Source organism: Maribellus maritimus (genome assembly GCF_022267315.1).
Taxonomy (GTDB): domain Bacteria; phylum Bacteroidota; class Bacteroidia; order Bacteroidales; family Prolixibacteraceae; genus Draconibacterium; species Draconibacterium maritimum.
Window position 1 is genome coordinate 101,564 of sequence record NZ_JAIKLE010000022.1, and the last position, 16,691, is coordinate 118,254.

Genomic DNA, 16,691 nt, shown 5'->3' on the forward strand with positions numbered 1-16,691 from the left:
ACTATCTCCAAATTATTAACAAGCTGCCGGTTATATAAGCAACTATCCACCAACCATAGGCAATTTTTGAGTATGTAAGAAGTTTTTTACCTACGTGTGCATTTATATTTTCTCTATAATAAATCTGCCAAATAAAAATAACGTCTATCAACATCACCAGAAGTGCTGAATATCCCAAAAATCCATGCAAAGTAAAACCTGGATTTTTAGCCCCCACAATCATAAAGATAGTTGCAACAATATCAAGCACCACTCCCAAAGTTAGAAACCATAAAACTCCCGGCGATACCATTCTAAACCGTTGCAAAGATATACTTCCTATTCCATACGAAAGCAGCGAAAGGGTGATTATAAAGGCACCTGTAATGGAAATTGAATTCATAGTTTTTATATGCAACGCAAAAATTTAATCTTCAGCTCAATCACGCATCAAATATAAAAAAAATGTTTAAACTCTGTCTGGCACAAAAAACAATATTCTTTTGACTATCAACCACCTAAGCTCATTCAATTTAGAATTAAAACAGATAGTTGATAAAAACACAACATTTTCGTTTTTCCTTTAGCTATTTACTTGCCTTTCTGTCAGGCTTAAGTATCTTTACAGACTAAAATCTAAACCATGTTAAACATTGCACCAATGTGCAAAATTTCAAAAATTAAAAAATCATGAAATCAATCGTATTGCTCTTGACGAGCATTTTTCTGGTAACTTTGTTAAACGCACAACACGACTGGGAAAACGAACAAGTTATCGGCACTAACAAAGAAAGTGCTCATAACTACTTTGTTCCATTTAAAAACTTGAAAGAAGCAACTTCTGATGTTTTGGTAGCCTCGCCTTATGTGGTAGACTTAAACGGGAAATGGAAATTTAACTGGGTAAAACATCCGGATCTTCGACCGACTGATTTTTTCAAACCCGACTTTGATGTTTCTTACTGGGACGATATAGATGTTCCCTCGAACTGGCAAACCCGTGGATACGGCGTACCGATTTATACCAATATCAGATACCCGTTTACAAAAAATCCACCCAAAGTTATGGAGCCGGTGCCTGAAAATTTCACAGCTCACTCAAATCCCAATCCGGTAGGTTCTTACAGACGGACTTTTGAAATACCGAAAGAATGGGACGGCCGTGAAGTATTGATTCATTTTGCCGGTGTAAAAAGTGCATTTTATATTTGGGTAAACGGCCGTAAGGTAGGTTACAGCCAGGGAAGTATGACTCCTGCAGAGTTCAATATCACTCAATATCTTGAGGAAGGAGAAAACACACTTGCGGTTGAAGTTTACCGCTGGAGCGACGGGAGCTATCTGGAAGACCAGGATTTTTGGCGCTTAAGTGGCATTTACCGCGACGTATTTTTATATTCTGTTCCAAAACTTAATTTGTGGGATTTTGGATTAAAATCAACTTTTAACGACGATATGACGGTAGCAGAGGTTGATATTTCCATGAAATTCAGAAATTTTGGAAGTCGTGGTTCTGCAAGTTGCGATATTTATCTTGCCGAATATGGTAAAGTCCCGGCAGAACAGGATAAAATTGCTACTGTTTCAGCTCAAAATGTCTCTTCAAAAAAACTATCGGAAATCAGTGAAAAAGTTACAGTTAACAATCCAAAACTGTGGTCGGCAGAGGAACCAAACCTCTACCAGATATATTTTGTTATAAAAGACGCTTCAGGAAAAGTAAGCGAAGTACTGTCCAACCATTATGGTTTTAGAAAGATTGAAATAAAAGACCAGCAGGTTTGGGTAAATGGGAAAAGTGTCCTCTTTAAAGGTGTAAACCGGCACGAACATGATCCATTTAACGGGCGACATGTGGGACTGGACATGATGATTAGGGACATTGAACTTTTTAAACAATTCAACATCAACACTGTACGAACCTGTCACTATCCTGACCATCCCGACTTTTACAAATTATGTGATATTTATGGGATTTATGTCATTGACGAGGCAAACATTGAATCGCACGGAATGGGCTATGGAGAAGAATCTCTCGGCCACGATGTCAGGTGGCAAAAAGCACATGTTGAACGCGTCGTAAGCATGGTGGAAAGAGATAAGAATCATCCGTCGATAATTATTTGGTCTTTGGGTAACGAAGCAGGACCGGGAGTAAATTTTGCTGCCTGTGCCGATGCAATAAAAGAACGCGATACAGAGCGACCGGTTCATTATGAAAGATACAACGAAGTTGCCGATATCGAATCTGTTATGTACCCAAGTGTAGAATGGCTGGATGAAACCGGGGCAAAAGACAACCCTAAACCATTTATTATGTGCGAATATGCACATGCCATGGGAAATGCGGTTGGAAATCTAAAGGAATACTGGGATGTTATCGAAAATCACAAGCGATTAATTGGTGGCTGCATTTGGGATTGGGTTGACCAAGGTTTGGCCAAACCGGTACCTGGAAAAGAAGGAGAATACTTTTTTGCATATGGTGGCGATTACAATGACTTCCCTAATGATGGAAACTTCTGTATCAACGGACTAACTACTCCAGACAGACAGATTACACCAAAGATGGAAGAGGTAAAAAAGGTGTATCAATATGTTGGTTTTGAACCGGTTGATCTATTGAATGGTAAAATAAAAATTACCAACAAATATCAGTTTAATAATCTCAGTGCCTTTAACCTGGCTTACCAGTTGGAGTGCGACGGAAAAGTTATTCAGGCAAACGGAATGCATTCTCTTGATTTGGCACCCGGCGATTCAAAAACGGTTACAATCCCGATTGAAAAACCAGAACTAAATCCGGGCAGCGAATATTTTCTAAAAGTATTATTCTCGACAAAAACTGATGAGATTTGGGCCAAACAGGGACATTCAGTCGCGTGGGAACAGTTTAAGATACCCTACATGATTCCTGCTGTTACTGCTGCGACAGAGGAATTACCCCAAATGAAAGTTACGGAAGATGACTTTGACATCACGGTTTCAGGAAAATACTTTGATCTTGTTTTTGGAAAAAAAATAGGAACCATTACCGACTTAAGTTACTACAACCAGAATATATTAACGTCCGAAAAAGAAATTCATCGTTCATTCAGAAGAAGAAATGAGCCGCCTGCTCCTCCAACAGTCACATACAATGCGGTTGGTGGTCCAATGCTCAATATCTTCAGGGCGCCGGTTGATAACGACAGAGCTTTCTCCAGATTTTGGATGAATGAAGAACTGTGGAACCTGTCAACTGAAGTGAAAAGTGTTTCTGTTGATAATATTAACTCTTCGACAGTAGAAATTAAAGTTGAAGCGAAATCATCAGCACCAAAAGGTTTTTCGGTTTTAACCAACACGACTTTCACTGTACACGGAAATGGTTTTATTGATGTTAAATCAACTTTTACTCCGGATGAAACCGAATGGCCACTACCCAAACTGGGATATATTATCAATCTTCCTGAAGGATTTGAAAATGTTGAATATTTTGGAGCCGGCCCATTTGAAAACTATGTCGACCGCAAACATGCTGCCGCAATCAGCAAATACGAAACGACAGTTGACGATATGTTTGTTCCTTACGTTAGAACGCAGGATTGCGGAAACAGAAGCGATGTACGATGGGTTACTGTTACAGACCGAACCGGAAAGGGAATTATGATAAAAGCCAAAAATGTGATGGATTTCAGCGCACTTCATTATACTCCTGTGGATTTGGACAAAGCCAGTCATCCGTACGAACTAACAAAACGAAAAGAAACAATTCTTTCGATTGATGTGGCTCATAACGGACTTGGCGGGGCAAGTTGCGGCCCGCCGCCAATGGACAGATACCTGCTAAAAACTGAAAAAACAGAATTTAACTATAGTATCAGACCTTACATGCCAGTTCTCGGCGATACTGCTGAGTTGGCAAAATAGTTATTTTTACTTGTGGGAGGAAAAGAGTAGTGTAAAACTGAAACACTGCTCTTTTCTTTATTAACGCGGTATAAAACCAGCGACTAATTTCCACAAATTGCGGACGATTAGGGACAGTATTTTTAGAACGGACTGAACACGAAAATCTGAATTTCATTTAAGAAGCGTGTTTTTAAAAGGAAAAATTTCATCGAACAATTCTGGCACACTCTTCGTTTTCATAACTTCAAAAATGTATTTAAAATGAAAAAAATTGTCTATTTCGCATTTGCGGTTTTTCTTACAGCATGTTCAACTGTTCCATTGACAAACAGGCAACAGTTTACTGCAATCCCGTCTTCTGAGATGTTATCTCTGAGTAATGAAAACTATGATACTGTATTAAAAGAATCGACCTTGTCAAAAAATACTTCATATAAAAATGCAGTAACAAGAGTTGGAAAACGTATCTCATCAGCAGTTGAAGAATATCTCCATCAGATTGGACGCGGAGAATTAATTAACGGATACGAATGGGAATTTAATGTTATTCAGGATGAAACGATGAATGCGTGGTGTATGCCTGGAGGAAAAATTGCTTTTTACGAAGGGATTATGCCAATTTGTAAAGACGACGCTGGAATCGCTGTAGTGATGGCACACGAAGTAGCACATGCAGTAGCCAGACACAGTAATGAAAGACTAACACAGCAAATGGCTCTTCAAATGGGCGGAATGGCTTTGTCGCAGGCCATGGAAGAAAAAAGAGAAGAAACCCACAACCTGGTTATGACTGCATTTGGAGTAGGAACGCAACTGGGTGTAATATTGCCTTACAGCAGAAGTCATGAAAGTGAAGCCGATGAATTGGGTTTATATTTTATGGCAATGGCAGGCTATAATCCGACTGAAGCACCTTTATTTTGGGAAAGGATGAAATCGGAGGGACAGAGCGGAGGGCCTGAATTTTTGTCGACACACCCCAACCCTGAAAACAGAATAAGCAATTTGGAAAAGATTATGCCCAAAGCACTTGAATACTACAAAAACAATAAAAAGTAACTCTGAAATATCGTACTATTTCTGTAAGAGTGGCGATAGATTTATACTATTTTTATTGCTATTGAGTTATTTATTTAGTTTCGTATTTTAAAATATGGCAACAAAAAAGACCAGCAATACACGTTCAGCAAAAAAAGCTCCTCTACGAACAAAACAAAAAGCCGGTAGAGGCAAAAAAAGAAAAATACTTCCCATTGTATTAAAATCAGCTGGTGCGCTGATGTTGTTGGGAATTATTTTTTTCTTACTGGTATTTTTAGGGATACTGGGCCCTGTTCCCTCATCTTATCAGCTCAAACAGATAAGTACACCTGTTGCTTCTGAAGTTTATTCGGCTGATGGAAAAGTTCTTGGCCGCTATTACGTAGAAAACAGAAGTAATATTAGGTTTGAAGCCATATCTCCAAACGTTATAAATGCTCTGGTTGCAACAGAAGACGCCCGTTTTTACGAACATCGGGGAATTGATGAAATTGCTTTGTTGCGTGTTCTTGTTAAATCCATTCTTCTGCGGGATAAAAGTGCCGGTGGCGGAAGTACACTTAGCCAGCAAATTGCAAAAAATCTTTTCCCGCGCGAAGAACTTGGCCCGTTTTCAATGCCTGTAAACAAACTTCGTGAAGCTATCATCGCTTACCGCCTTGAGCGTATTTATTCAAAACAGGAAATTCTTGCCATGTACCTGAATACGGTCCCATTCTCCGAAAATATTTATGGAATTGAAGTGGCTGCCGAACGATTTTTCTCAAAAAAACCAGCCAATCTTGAACTTCATGAAGCAGCTGTTTTAGTCGGATTATTAAAGGCAAATAATTATTATAATCCCAGAAAATATCCCGAACATGCTCTAGACAGAAGAAATCTGGTGATAGACCAAATGGCAAAATATGAATATATCACGAATGAACAAGCCGAAAAATACAAAGCAAAACCGCTTGAGATTAAGTACAGAGTGATTTCATACAACCAGGGGCCGGCGCCCTATTTTCTGGAAATGTTAAAACCCCAACTTTTGGAATGGTGTAAAAATAACACCAACGAAAAAGGTGAAAATTATAATTTATATACCGATGGATTAAAAATAAAAACTACAATTGATTACAATCTCCAGTACTATGCCCAGCAGTCGGTTAAAGAATACATGAAAAATCTCCAGAAAGTTTTTGACAACCACTGGAAGTCTAGAGATATTTTTAGAGAAAATCCGGAAATAATCAGAAGTGCAATCAGAAGAATTGAAAAGGAAAAAGGAAACTCAAATATAGATATCGACAAAGCTTTAGCCAGCTACAATAAAGAAATTACAACCAGCCTTTTTACCTGGGATGATTTTAAAGAAGTTCAAATAACAAGACTTGATTCATTAAAACATTATTTGAAATTACTCAATGCCGGGTTTATTGCCGTTGAACCTCAAAATGGCGATTTAAAAGCCTGGGTGGGAGGCATCGATTTTCGCTTCTTTAAATATGACCATGTTAAGGCTGCGCGACAAACAGGATCCACATTTAAACCTTTTGTATACCTGGCGGCACTGGAAACAGGATTATCGCCTGATCGGTATTTTGAAAACAAGTTTACAGTTTATGAAGATTATGACAACTGGGCTCCCCGAAATTCGCACGAAGAATACCAGGGGTATTATACGATGAAAGGTGCCCTTGCTCAATCAATAAATACCATTTCAGTTGATGTATTGCTTGAAACAGGTGTTTCCAATGTAATTGATGTGGCCAAAAGTCTCGGAATCTCTGCCGACTTGCCCCAAACCCCCAGTTTAGCGTTGGGAGTAGCATCAATTTCACTAAAAGAAATTGTAGAAGCGTATGCTGGAATTGTAAATGACGGAAGTCCGGTTCAGGCACATTATCTTCTTGAAATTATGGATAACAACGGAAATACCCTGGAAACCTTTGGTTATCCTGGTTATAAAAAATCAAGGCTGTCACCGGAAAATTGCCGTGCTGTTATCAATATGATGGAAGCTGTTGTTGAAGTCGGAACCGGAAAGGGAATACGAACGGTGTACCACATTCCCGGAGATTTCGCCGGCAAAACAGGTACAACGCAAAACAGTTCAGACGGTTGGTTTATAGGAATAACCCCCAACCTGGTTACAGGGTGTTGGGTTGGCGCTGATGATCCCCGGGTACATTTCAGAACAACAACCTACGGACAAGGTGCATACATGGCTTTGCCCATTGTAGGAAAATTCTTCTATAAAACGTATCGCGACCAAAAGTTTGCTTCTTTAAAATACAGTACATTTAAACAGCCGGAACCGGAACTGCTTGCAATGTTGGATGAACCTCAATACAAGGAGATTCTTGAGGCGGATAAAAAATTCTTTGATCTGGCTAAAATTTTTGGTGGGAAAGATGATGCAGAGCTAAAAGAAAGAAAAGAAAGGCAGGTAGAAGAGCAAAAAACGAGACCACTTTGGAACGCAATTAAAAGTATATTTAAGAAAAAAAAGTAAAAAGACAAAGCCGCTGAAATAGTCTTATTCATAACATTTAATTGCATCTTTTTTCAAAACCGAAAGCAGTGATTTGCAGGAGGTGTTACATTTATATTTGACGAATCCAAATCTTTTCCGTAACAGAGTTTAATTACCTGAAACGAATCGACTAAAAAAAATTCCGGAGCCAAAAGCCCCGGAACTCTGTTTTATCAAATTCCTCACTCGTATTAAAAATCGAAATATCGTGGTATGTGCATTCTGCAATTAAAAAAGATTATGATCTTTACACACTGCGGAAAACAAGATCTCAAAAACAAATTTCAAACAGTTTTCTGTAAATAATCAACAATTTTTCCCTGGCACTAAACTGTTTGTAACACGTCCCACACAAAAGCCCTCACACCCACTTCAACATTAATATCATCCATCTTTTTTATTTTTTCAAGAAGAATATCTACTTTTTCATCGGGAACGATAGTAAGAATAGCAGAATTTAATTCGGGCCAGGTGTGTGTTCCCATTCGTGGTTCACCGGTTTCAGTACCGCGCCCCATCACATCATTCCACCATGTATATCCTCTGATTTCCAACTTATCCAACATATATTCTACTCTTTCGGTATTTGCCTGGTTAAAGACAATAAATACAGCTTTCATTTTTTTAAAATTATTTGTCCATAAATACAAATTGTTTTCTAATCTTCTCTTTCTTTTTGCGTTCGCCTTTACTTGCCAACACGGCGTACATGGTTGGAACAATAATCATTGTTACCAGTGTTGATACAATCAACCCTCCGATAACAGTAATCCCCATCGGGCGCCAAATTTCAGCACCTTCTCCCGTACTCATAGCCAAAGGCAACATACCAAGAATGGTAGTCATGGCAGTCATCAATACCGGGCGCAATCTCGACTTTCCTGACATAGCAATGGCTTCATACAATTCGTAGCCACGGTCGCGCATCAGATTTATATAGTCTACCAACACAATACCGTTTTTAACTACAATGCCAATAAGCAGGACAGCTCCCAACGCTGCCACCACACTTAATGTTGTATGAGTTATAAGAAGGGCATAAATTACCCCCGTAAAAGCAAAAGGAATAGAGAACATAATGATAAAAGGCATTCTTAAAGACTCGAACTGAGAAGCCATTACAATATAAACCAAAATCAAACTTAAAACCATTAACATAACCAGATCAGTAAACGATTCCTGCTGATCTTCATATGCACCACCAATTGTTGTTAAAATTTCCTGGGGCTGTTCAACTCCGGTCAACTCCGCTTTTATGTTGGCTGCAAGTACACCCAGCGGGACTTTATCGGGAAGAGCAGAAATCGTAACGACTCTTTCTCTTCTTTTATGATCAATACTTGGCGGCGACCAGAACTCTTCTACTTTACCCAGCTCTTTTAACTTTATTTTCTGGCCGGTAGGAGTCATTAAAGTCAGCTCTTCAATATCTGAAATAGAATTTCTGTAATCTTCTTTTAGCCTGATTTTAATATCATACTCCTCCCCTTCTTCTTTAAAATAAGATGGAGTTAAACCATTCACCCTGTTCCGAACAAATGTAGAAACCTGTGCTGTTGAAAGGCCGTGTTCGGCAAGTTTATCTTTGTCTAAAACAACCTGAAGCTCAGGTTTATCGTTTTTCCGGCTGATGATAACTTCTTTTGCTCCGTCCATTCCGCGCAAACGTTCCAATACTTTTTCAGCGTAAGCGTTTGTCAGATCAAAATTATACCCGTAAATCTCAACATCTACGGTATTGGAGCCCCCCAACATCTGAGTTGAAGTAGATATAGAGGCTGTTACAATTTCGGGGAACTGAGCCATTTGTTCTCTGAAATCATCGGCAATTTCAAAAACCGACCGCTCCCGATCTTCAATATCTTTTAAAGCCAGTGTTAAGTTTATGATGTTTGACCCGGTAGTACTAAACATGGAGAGAAAACCTCCTTCATCGTCGGAACCTGACGAAGAAGAAATAAGCGTAACCTCAGGATACCTTTCGTTAATTAGCTGTTCCAGCTTTCTGGTTACCTGTGTAGTTTCTTCCACTCTCAAACCTGATTGTAACTCAATCGCTGCCGACATTCGGCTTTCATCCGATTCCGGCATAAAATCAGTCCCAATAAATTGGGTAAGAAATAGGGAGGATACAAAAATCACCAAAGTAAAAATAATAACAATCGTTTTGAACTTCAGCAACTTTCTCAAACTAAGTTCATAAAAACGGTCAAGTTTATCCATCCACTTTTCGATGGTGTTTTCGTAACTTAATTTCCGCCTCTTCTTTTTGGCTCTTAACCTTAAAAATTTTGATGCAAGCATAGGAGTAAGTGAAATTGCTGCAATCGTTGAAGTTACAACTGTGATAGTTACAATCCAGCCCAACTGGTTAAACAGTACCCCTGTCATTCCGGTAACCAATGTTAGTGGGAAAAACACGGCAACAACGACAAGCGTTGTAACGATTACCGAAAGCCAAACTTCATTGGTTGCGTAAATGGCCGACTCGCGCGGACTGCTGCCGCGTTCAACATGTCTGGTAATGTTTTCGAGTACCACAATCGCATCGTCAACCACCATACCAATAGCAATGGAAAGTGAGGTTAATGAAATTACATTTAACGAACTTCCTGTGAGATAGAGATACACAAAAGCCACAATCAGCGATATTGGAATCGTTAAAACAATAATAAATGTTGCCCGCCAACGACCAAGGAAAAACAAGACCACAAAAATCACAAATATCATTGCCCACATCAAGGTTTGCGAAAGATTGCTTATAGAACCTTTGATAAATTTTGAAGAATCGAAGATCTCTTCAATTTTCACATCGGGTGGCAAAGTAGTTTTTAGTTCCTCCAGATTTGCTTTTATGTCGCGCGCAACCTTTACAGTATTCGCACCCGACTGTTTCATTACAAACATCCGGACTCCGCTTTCACCGTTTATTTTTTCTTCAAGTGTTACATCTTTCAAAGTATCGCGTACTGTAGCAACATCGTGCACATAAACTGTGCGTCCGCCGTAATTGGCTACAACCAGGTTTTTTAAACGTTCACTTTCTGTAAATTCCCCCTGAACCCGAATCTGGTAATCCATCTTCCCCATTTTCACATTTCCCAGCGGAAGGTTCATATTTTCGGCCGAAATAACACTTCCGAGTTGTTCGATGGTCAAATTGTAGGCATCCAATCGTTGCGGGTCAACATCAACATAAATCATTCGTTTGGGCGTTCCAACCATTGAAACCGATCCTACGCCGTTTACACGATTTAAAGGATTAATAATTTTCTCATCGATCAGTTTCTCAAGACCAGGATAACTTTCCTCTGCAGTAATCGCATAAAAAAGTATCGGCATCATACTGGTATTGAATTTAAAAATAGTTGGGCGATCACATCCCTCGGGCAAATTATCAAATACCCGGTCAATCACATCTCTGATGTCGTTTGTAGCTTCATCGAGGTTTGATTCCCACTCAAATTCAAGCGAGATAACAGATAAATTATCAGAAGAAACCGAGGTTATTTCTTTCAATTTGTCAACCGAATTTAACGCATCCTCCAAAACCTTGGTTATATTGGCTTCAATATCTGATGCATTTGCCCCAGGATAGGAAGTCATTACCGAAATATAAGGCGGTTCCATATCCGGATACAAATCAATTGGTATGTTTATGAGCGAAAATATGCCCATCACAACAACAGCCACAAAAATCATCAATGTGGTTATGGGCTTATTTACTGCACTTTTATATATACTCATAATTTGATTCTTTTTAAAATTATCGTTGATTGGGTTGCAAAAATCAATTGACCACCTCTATCTCAACTCCGTCAAGAAGTCGTGCCTGGCCGTTTACAATTACTTTATCACCAATTTTTAATTCATTGGAAATAACCTCAACCTTATCATCAAATCGTTTCCCCAACTCAACTTCAATACGTTTCGCTTTTCCGTTTTCATTAACAAAAAGGTAACGCACATTGGATCCCTGCATTTTTAATACAGCGACAGCAGGCAAAACAAGTGCATTTGTCTCTTCCAAATCAATTGAAATCCGGCTAAACATCCCCGGTCGAAGTAAATTTTTTGAGTTATCAATACTTACTTCAACATCAAAAGAGCGGCTTTGCGGATTAATGGTGGGATAAATTCGGTATATTTTTCCACTAAACTCCATATCCGGGTAGACATCAACTTTAATTTTTGCCTCCATCCCTTTTTTTACATTTGGAAAATATTTTTCCGAAATACTTACAATTGCTTTCAATTTGTTAATTTGAATCAACGATACAATCGCCGCCTTTCCAACTGCGGCAATCGGAGATCCTGAATACATTTCGCCATTTTCAAAATATTTGCCTGAAATAACGCCGGAGAAAGGCGCTGTAATGGTTGTATTATCGGCCAAATGTTTCACATTTTTTTGAGCAACTTCGTATTGTGCTTCCATCTGGTCGTACTGTTGCTGGGCAATACTTCCAACTTTACGCAGTGTATCCAATCGCGAAAAATCGGTTTGTAAGTTATTCATTTGAATCTTTGACTGAAGTAACTGAGTGTCATCCATTTTAATCAACACCTGATCTTTACTCACCTTATCCCCTATTTCAACCGGAATTGATTCTATTTTCCCGGGCGAAGCAGGTGCCAGATGCACTTCTTCAAAAGGTTCGAATGTTGAGCTGTATTCAATTGAACGGGAAATTTCTTCTTCGGTAAGTATTGTTTCCCGCACAACTTCCTTTTTTGCTTTTTGAACCCCTTCCGCGGTATTTTCTGCAGGCTTTTCTGTGCAGGAAAATAAAACTGCCGGCAACATAAAAAGCATAAATGTATAAATGTTTAATCGTCTCATTATTATAGTTTTTTAATTGTTTACTATTCCTGTTAGCGTATTTAACTCATTTTGTGCTCTTAAAACTTCCAGCATCGAAGTAAGGTAATCCGACTCCGCATTCAGGTAATTATTATCTGCGGTTGTGAGTTCAAGACTGGAAATAACACCTTGTTCATATTTGGTTTTTAAGCTTTTATAAACTTCACGTGAAACCTCTACATTCTTTTTCTGCGTTTCAAAACTTTCTATTGCGCTTAAAAAATTAAATTTCAACTGTTTGTACTGAATCGATAATTGATCTTCAAGCATCGCCTTGTTATTTTTGGCCGTTTCAAGATCAATTCTTGCCTGGCGCACTTTTGCTCTTCTCTCTCCACTTGAAAAAACAGGAATATTCATTTGTAAACCAACCATGTGCGGCGGCGACATATCAAATGCAGGTTTCAGGATTTTGTAGGTGTAATTGTAATAGCCGGATACGGTTGGCAAATAAGCAGCTTTTTGCAAATCAACCTGTTTTTCCGACATATTTTCCTGCACATTCATCAATTGATAATCGATATTTTGAACAATATCAAAAGAGCCTTCCACTGGCTGGTTTGTATTGGCGTCGTTCATAATCTCTTCAAGCTTTTCAGTGAGTTCCAGTTCTGTTTCTGCGGAAACTCCCAATTGGAGGCGCAACATATTTTGTGTCATTTCATACTGGCGCTCGGCTGATTTTAAAGCGTTGCTTAATGAGTTCACCTGAACAGATAGCTGGTCGAGCTCTACCTTTTCCATCATTCCCACAGAAACCATGGGTGCAGTTTTTTTGTAAATTTCCCGAAGATTTTTCATATTGGCTTCCAGTATTTTTAATGACTCCCCGGAAACCAGCACCAAATAATAACTCTCAACCACCTGGCTAACAATATCCTGTTCCGTTTTTTCCAGATTTTTTTCCGTCATTTTCTGGTATAATTTTGCTGTTTGAATACCAACAATGTAACTTCCGTTAAAAATCAACTGACCAACCTGCAAATTAAAGTTGCTGGTTGGTTTAATCGGGATTTTCGATGCAGGAGCATTTTCGTCAAACTGAATGCTAATTTCTGCACCCAGCGAGTTTGAATAATCAGTTGTTGCATTAACCTGTGGTAATCCGGTGGCGATGGCTTCCCGCAGCTGTTCCTGCGATTGCACAACAGAAAGCCCCGAGTTTTTAACCGTTTTATTAAAATTCAAAGCATACTCTTTGGCAGCTTCAATATCAAGCGATAACTTTTCCTGGGCGCAAACCCCGTGAAAAAGTAAAAGCCCAAGAATGAAGAAAGTAATCTGTTTTCGTTTCATAAAAACTAATTTTAATTGTTTGTCAACTTTTGGATAACTATTTTTTGGTTTTCTATTTCAAATGGAGAAGTATTTCGTAATTCTGTTCAAAAATCTTATGCCCTTTTATCGTGGTAATCCCGCGAATGTCATTTAAAATCATTTTGTACATTTTCTGAACTGAGGGAGAACCAACATAATCGAAATCCGACTCGGAGTTAAGAATAGAAACCTTTAGCATTTGATTAAAAAAAGCACAGCGAATATCTGTATCCCCTATAATCAGGCCTTCCCGAATTCCTTTTTCAAGACAATTTTCAAACGTTTTAAAAAGTTTGTTATCCCTAAACTCAATTATTTTCCGATACTCAGAATTGTGGTATTTTTTTAGGTCGTGCACATAAGACGGATTTGTTCTATTCACCATCTTCAACGTATATAAAGCGATAGTACATAGACATTTAAACACATCTTCTTCTTGTTCAATTTTTGATAACATGTCGTCAAAGAAATTGCACAAATTAGTCTCAACTACTTTTTGGATTAGTGCATTTTTATTTTCGATATGTTCATATAATGTTTTTTTTGAAATTCCGAGTACAAATGCAACGTCGTCTACACTAACACTTTTTATCCCATATTTTATATATAGTTCTGAGGATTTTTCAACTATTTTATTTTCGTCTATCATAAACCAGAAAAACTTAAAAGATATCCTTAGTTTTTTATTTCGTAAAAAATTTTATTCCAGTATTTTATCAATAATCTGAATGCCATTTGAAGTAGAAATACCACGTGTGAAATTGATGATCATATTTTGAAAAATCTCGCTATGATTGTATTTATCCCGCGGAAAGATTGTTTCGTCAATTAAAAGACTCATTTGCTCATGAAACAATTTAGAAACGATTTCGATGTTTAAGTCATTTCTGAAAAATCCTTCCTTTATTCCCTTCTCTAAAAAACGTGCAGATAAATTTAGCCTCTTTGCTTTCGTCTCCGTATCAACTCTTTTCCAAAGCCTGGGGTATAGCTTTTCCAAATCTTTAAAAAATACAGGGTTAATTGCATTCATAGCTTTTGTACCTTCCCGCATAAAAACAAAAATAGCCTCAATAACATTAGCCGACTCACTAACTACACGGGCCACCTTTTTATCTTCTCTTATGGTTAAATTATTAATGCATGTTTCAACAAGCGTTCCTTTATCTTTAAATGTTTCGTATACTGTTCTTTTTGACATTCCCAATGAAACAGCAATATCATCCATTGTAACATTTCTTATCCCATACTGGAAAAATTGTTTTGTAGCCTCCTCAATTATTCTTTCGCGTAATTCCATTACTAAATTTTGGACAAATATAGCAGAAAACTATATAAACCTTCAGAGTTTTTTTGTTTTTATATTAAATATTAAACATGGGTAAATATTTCCCAAGATTCAAAATTTCTCTTTCTTTAATAAAAGAAAAAAGCACCACCCAGATATGGGCGATGCTTTCAGATAATAGTTTTCCAACTACCTAATATCCCTCATTTTGACCTAAATTCGGATTTCGTTGTCTTTCATTCTCAGAAATAGGGAAAAGCAAATGTTTTTCTTCGAATGTTTTACCCCAAATCGTAGTATGTCCGATTACATCAACAAAAGTTACTTCTCCTTTTGTATTTTCATTGGTAACCGGATACTGGCGGGTACGTTGTACATCTGCCCAAATTTTGTATTCAAGCGCCAGTTCACGTAATCTTTCTTTCCACACTGCTTTGATAAATGCATCAAACGAAAGGCCGGAGAGTTCGGCAACAATTTCACTGCGATCGGTTTGCCAGTAAGCACGTGCCTGAACATCGGCCAGGTAACCAATTGCTTCATCAGTAACACCTTCTGTTTGAGCGATAGCTTCTGCTGCAATCAGCAATACTTCCGCGTAACGATATACCACGATATCCTTCGGATTTTTCCCGGTTTCGAAAAGTGCTTCATCGTTATGCCACAAATAAGGCGCAGTTTCAAAGGTTTTAGTTACTTCAACTCCGCCATCCATATAAGTTAAATTGTTATGAAAATACTGTTTGTTTTGAACCCGCAAATCTTTTTCATCATCGTAAATCCACAAAAATTCTTTTGTTGGACGGTATGCATTGTTGGTAATTGAATAGGCAAAAATTCCCCACGAAGTTGCGCTGTTTGGATAACAAATCGCTGGTTGCCAATAATTATCTTCTATACTTGCATCATATTCGATTGAATAAAGGTATTCGCTTTCATTGTCTGAAACCCGCATCACATTGTAAGCGCTTTCGTTTTCAGTAGCACCATTCTGAATAAGAGCATAATTTCCACTGCTAATAATTGATCTTGCCATTGCTGCTGCTTCAGCGTAACGTGCTTCCTGTAACGGATAACCACTCATATTCAAATAAACATCAGCCAAAAGTGCGGCAACTGTACTTTTCGAAATGCGGTAACCATTTTCAGTCATAGGCACATCGGCAAGGCCACCTTCTTCAACTGCATATTTTAAATCTTCAACAATTTGTGCGTAAACCTGCGCAGTTGGTGTACGTTCAACATACAAATTATCAAGCGAAGAATAGGCATCCAAAATCAAAGGAACATCTCCAAACGTTTTTACTAAATAGTAGTAGTTAAAAGCTCTGAAAAAACGTGCCTGCGCAGTCAAAAGTTTTATTTCTGACTCCTCTAAATCCGGAGTTTCCGGAATATTATTAATTGCAAGGTTTGCTCTGGAGATAGCCAGGTAACAATCGTCCCATGCGCCATCAAAATAACTTCCCAGATTGGTACCGTTTAAAGTAAGGTTTTGGGAGTGTTGAACATGAACTTCCTGTCCTTTATATTCATTGTCGAATAAGCCTGAGATATAACCTCCCAACATGGCGCGGCTTCCTCCATAGACACCTGAGCCATAAAAAGTAGGAGCCCCGGTTCTGTAAAGCACATTTACTGCGTTGTAAGCATGTGTGGGATAGCTAAAAAACTGATCCACACTCATCTCGCTTCGCGGCTCTTCTTCAAGAAATTTATCGCATGAGGTTAGCACCCCAAATATCATTGCTATTGCTAATATCTTTTTCATTGTTCTTCAGTTTAAATCT

At 38.3% G+C, this 16,691-nt stretch carries 11 protein-coding genes; 3 read left to right on the top strand and 8 right to left on the bottom strand.

The features are described from left to right. Nucleotide 1: 1 nt before the first annotated feature. Nucleotides 2–382, bottom strand: coding sequence for a hypothetical protein (locus K5G00_RS18695; protein WP_238767713.1), 381 nt, complete (start codon nucleotides 380–382; stop codon nucleotides 2–4). A gap of 287 nt (nucleotides 383–669) precedes the next feature. Between K5G00_RS18695 and K5G00_RS18700 the strand changes: the two genes are divergently transcribed. From K5G00_RS18700 to K5G00_RS18710, 3 genes are all read left to right on the top strand, one after another. Continuing rightward, nucleotides 670–3,891 (top strand): glycoside hydrolase family 2 TIM barrel-domain containing protein, encoded by a 3,222-nt coding sequence (locus tag K5G00_RS18700; RefSeq protein ID WP_238767714.1) that lies wholly within the window; start codon nucleotides 670–672, stop codon nucleotides 3,889–3,891. Between the two features lie 243 nt (nucleotides 3,892–4,134). Beyond that, nucleotides 4,135–4,932 (top strand): M48 family metallopeptidase, encoded by a 798-nt coding sequence (locus K5G00_RS18705; RefSeq protein WP_238767715.1) that lies wholly within the window; start codon nucleotides 4,135–4,137, stop codon nucleotides 4,930–4,932. Between the two features lie 94 nt (nucleotides 4,933–5,026). Beyond that, entirely contained in the window at nucleotides 5,027–7,411 is a 2,385-nt protein-coding gene (locus K5G00_RS18710; protein WP_238767716.1) for a penicillin-binding protein 1A, read from the top strand. 347 nt (nucleotides 7,412–7,758) lie between these two features. Here K5G00_RS18710 and K5G00_RS18715 read toward each other — a convergent pair whose 3' ends face one another. From K5G00_RS18715 to K5G00_RS18745, 7 genes are all read right to left on the bottom strand, one after another. Beyond that, nucleotides 7,759–8,052: a PG0541 family transporter-associated protein gene (locus K5G00_RS18715; RefSeq protein WP_238767717.1), complete on the bottom strand. Its 294-nt coding sequence runs from the start codon at nucleotides 8,050–8,052 to the stop codon at nucleotides 7,759–7,761. Nucleotides 8,053–8,062: 10 nt separating this feature from the next. Beyond that, nucleotides 8,063–11,179, bottom strand: a complete 3,117-nt coding sequence (locus K5G00_RS18720) for an efflux RND transporter permease subunit (protein ID WP_238767718.1) — start codon at nucleotides 11,177–11,179, stop codon at nucleotides 8,063–8,065. A gap of 43 nt (nucleotides 11,180–11,222) precedes the next feature. Beyond that, nucleotides 11,223–12,275: an efflux RND transporter periplasmic adaptor subunit gene (locus K5G00_RS18725; protein ID WP_238767719.1), complete on the bottom strand. Its 1,053-nt coding sequence runs from the start codon at nucleotides 12,273–12,275 to the stop codon at nucleotides 11,223–11,225. 12 nt (nucleotides 12,276–12,287) lie between these two features. After that, on the bottom strand, nucleotides 12,288–13,592 hold the full coding sequence (locus tag K5G00_RS18730; RefSeq protein ID WP_238767720.1) for a TolC family protein: 1,305 nt from the start codon (nucleotides 13,590–13,592) through the stop codon (nucleotides 12,288–12,290). A gap of 52 nt (nucleotides 13,593–13,644) precedes the next feature. Further along, nucleotides 13,645–14,262, bottom strand: coding sequence for a TetR/AcrR family transcriptional regulator (locus K5G00_RS18735; RefSeq protein ID WP_238767721.1), 618 nt, complete (start codon nucleotides 14,260–14,262; stop codon nucleotides 13,645–13,647). Between the two features lie 51 nt (nucleotides 14,263–14,313). Next, nucleotides 14,314–14,913, bottom strand: a complete 600-nt coding sequence (locus tag K5G00_RS18740; protein ID WP_238767722.1) for a TetR/AcrR family transcriptional regulator — start codon at nucleotides 14,911–14,913, stop codon at nucleotides 14,314–14,316. Nucleotides 14,914–15,094: 181 nt separating this feature from the next. Continuing rightward, entirely contained in the window at nucleotides 15,095–16,672 is a 1,578-nt protein-coding gene (locus K5G00_RS18745) for a RagB/SusD family nutrient uptake outer membrane protein (protein ID WP_238767723.1), read from the bottom strand. Nucleotides 16,673–16,691 lie beyond the last annotated feature (19 nt).